The organism is Paracoccus panacisoli (assembly GCF_042435015.1).
GTDB lineage: Bacteria > Pseudomonadota > Alphaproteobacteria > Rhodobacterales > Rhodobacteraceae > Paracoccus > Paracoccus panacisoli.
Window position 1 is genome coordinate 1 of record NZ_JBHMQU010000048.1, and the last position, 2,333, is coordinate 2,333.

General features: G+C 75.1%; 2 protein-coding genes and 1 pseudogene. All 3 read left to right on the plus strand.

The annotated features are described in order from the left end of the window. Positions 1–230 (plus strand): annotated as a pseudogene (locus ACFHYO_RS11025) (hypothetical protein); the annotation flags it as partial. Continuing rightward, complete coding sequence (gene pdxA / locus ACFHYO_RS11030) at positions 227–1,213, plus strand: 4-hydroxythreonine-4-phosphate dehydrogenase PdxA (RefSeq protein WP_394320436.1); 987 nt, start codon at positions 227–229, stop codon at positions 1,211–1,213. The pseudogene ACFHYO_RS11025 and the gene pdxA, both read left to right, overlap by 4 nt. Before the next feature lie 100 nt (positions 1,214–1,313). After that, positions 1,314–2,165, plus strand: coding sequence for a 16S rRNA (adenine(1518)-N(6)/adenine(1519)-N(6))-dimethyltransferase RsmA (rsmA, locus tag ACFHYO_RS11035; protein ID WP_394320438.1), 852 nt, complete (start codon positions 1,314–1,316; stop codon positions 2,163–2,165). The last annotated feature ends 168 nt before the right edge of the window (positions 2,166–2,333 follow it).

Sequence of the window (2,333 nt, forward strand, 5' to 3'; positions counted from 1 at the left end):
CCGAGGCCGCGGCCAACGCCGACCGCGCCGCGACGCCTGCGGCCGCCGAGGCACCCAACGCCGCCAATGCCGCGACCGACGCCGCCGCCGCGGCGGGCCTCGCCAGCGCCGATCCGCCCCTGCAGAGCCGGGCGCAGGTGCGCGAGGCGATCTTCAACCGCAAGATCAACGCCGCCGCCGATGCCTATCTGGCCGAGCTGCGCGCCGACGCCGTGATCCGCAAGCCGTGACTTCCGGCGACACGGGGCGCCCGGCGCCGCTGATCCTGACCTGTGGCGAGCCAGCCGGGATCGGCCCCGAGCTGGCCCCGCGGGCGTTGGCGGCCGGGGTGCCCTTCGTCTGGATGGGCGACCCGCGGCACCTGCCGGCGGGCACCGACTTCGCCGAGGTCGCGGACCCGGCCGACCCCGTGCCCCCCGGCACCCTGCCGGTGTTGCGCCACGATTTCGCCGCGCCCGCGACGCCGGGCACCCCCGATCCCGCCAACGCCCAAGGGGTGATCGACGTGATCGCCCGCGCCGTCGCGCTGGCGATGGAGGGCCGGGCGGCGGGCGTGGTGACGCTGCCGATCTCGAAGGCGGCGCTCAAGACCGGGGCGGGTTTCGCCTTTCCGGGCCACACCGAGTACCTCGCCCATCTCGCGGGCGGGGCCGAGGTGGTGATGATGCTCGCCTCGACGACCGTCGAGCCGCCCTGCCGGGTGGTGCCGGCGACGATCCACATCGCGCTGGGGGAGGTGCCGGCAGCGCTGACGCCCGCCCTGCTCGAGCGGACGATCCGCATCACCCGCGCCGGGCTGATCCGGGATTTCGGCATCCCCGCGCCGCGGATCGCGGTGGCGGGGCTGAACCCGCACGCCGGCGAAGGCGGCGCGATGGGCTGCGAGGAGCGCGACTGGATCGCCCCGCTCTGCGCGCGGCTGCGGGCCGAAGGGCTCGCCGTGTCGGGCCCCCACCCCGCCGACACGATGTTCCACGCCCCGGCGCGGGCGCGCTATGACGCGGCGGTGACGGCCTATCACGACCAGGGGCTGATCCCGATCAAGACGCTCGATTTCGCCGGCGGGGTGAATGTCACGCTGGGGCTGCCGTTCGTGCGGACCTCGCCCGACCACGGCACCGCCTTCGACATCGCCGGGCGGGGGCTCGCGGACCCGGCCTCGACCATCGCGGCGCTGCGGATGGCGTGGGACATGGCCGAGGCGCGCCGGTGAGCCGCCGGGCGTGTGTCAGGCGCCGGACCGGGGGTTTCACACCCCCGGACCCCCGTGGGATATTTGTGCAAGGAAGAACGGGGCTGCGGGGCCGTCCGGCATGAGCGCGATCGACGGCTTGCCCCCCTTACGTGAGGTGATCGCGCGCCACGACCTGCGGGCGAAGAAGCAGCTCGGGCAGAACTTTCTGCTCGACCTCAACCTGACGGCGCGGATCGCGCGGGCGGCGGGCGACCTGACCCAGTGCGACGTGCTCGAGGTCGGGCCGGGGCCGGGCGGGCTGACCCGCGGGCTCTTGGCCGAGGGCGCGCGCCACGTGCTCGCCATCGAGAAGGACGCCCGCGCGATCCCCGCGCTCGAGGAGATCGCCGCCGCCTATCCGGGCCGGCTGACGATCATCCATGGCGACGCGCTGGAGGTCGATCCGCTGGCGCATCTGACCCCGCCGATCCGCATCGCCGCGAACCTGCCCTATAACATCGGGACCGAGCTGCTGGTCGGCTGGCTGACCCCGCCCGAGTGGCCGCCGTTCTGGCAGTCGCTGACGCTGATGTTCCAGAAGGAGGTCGCGCAGCGCATCGTCGCAAAACCGGGCAGCAAGGACTATGGCCGGCTGGCGCTGCTGGCCCAGTGGCGCTGCGACGTACGCATCGTGCTGAGCCTGCCGCCGCAGGCCTTCGTGCCGGCGCCCAAGGTCGAGTCGTCGGTGGTGCAGCTGACGGCCCTGCCCGCGCCGCGCTATCCGGCCGACGCGCGGGTGCTGTCCGAGGTGAGCTTTGCCGCCTTCAACCAGCGCCGCAAGATGCTGCGCGCGGCGCTGCGGGGGCTGCATCCCGACATCGAGGCGCTGCTCGAACAGGCGGGGATCGCGCCGACCGCGCGGGCCGAAGAGATCGACCTCGCGCGGTTCTGCGCCTTGGCGCGGGCGCTCGCGGCGGCGCGGGCGGGCTGAGGGCCCAAGGCCCCGCCCGCCCTCGTCACGCCTCGCTGCTCACTCCTCGGCGGGGGCCGGGGTTTCGCTGGCCGCCTCGCCACGCTTGCGGGCCGTGGTGCGGCGCGGGGCCGCGGTGGTCGTGCGGCGGCGCGGGCGCGGAGCGTCGGCGGGCGCCTCGGCCGCGGG

Coding starts and splice junctions, on each gene's coding strand:
- rsmA (WP_394320438.1), top strand. CDS start 1,314: ATGAGCGCGATCGACGGCTTGCCCCCCTTACGTGAGGTGATCGCGCGC.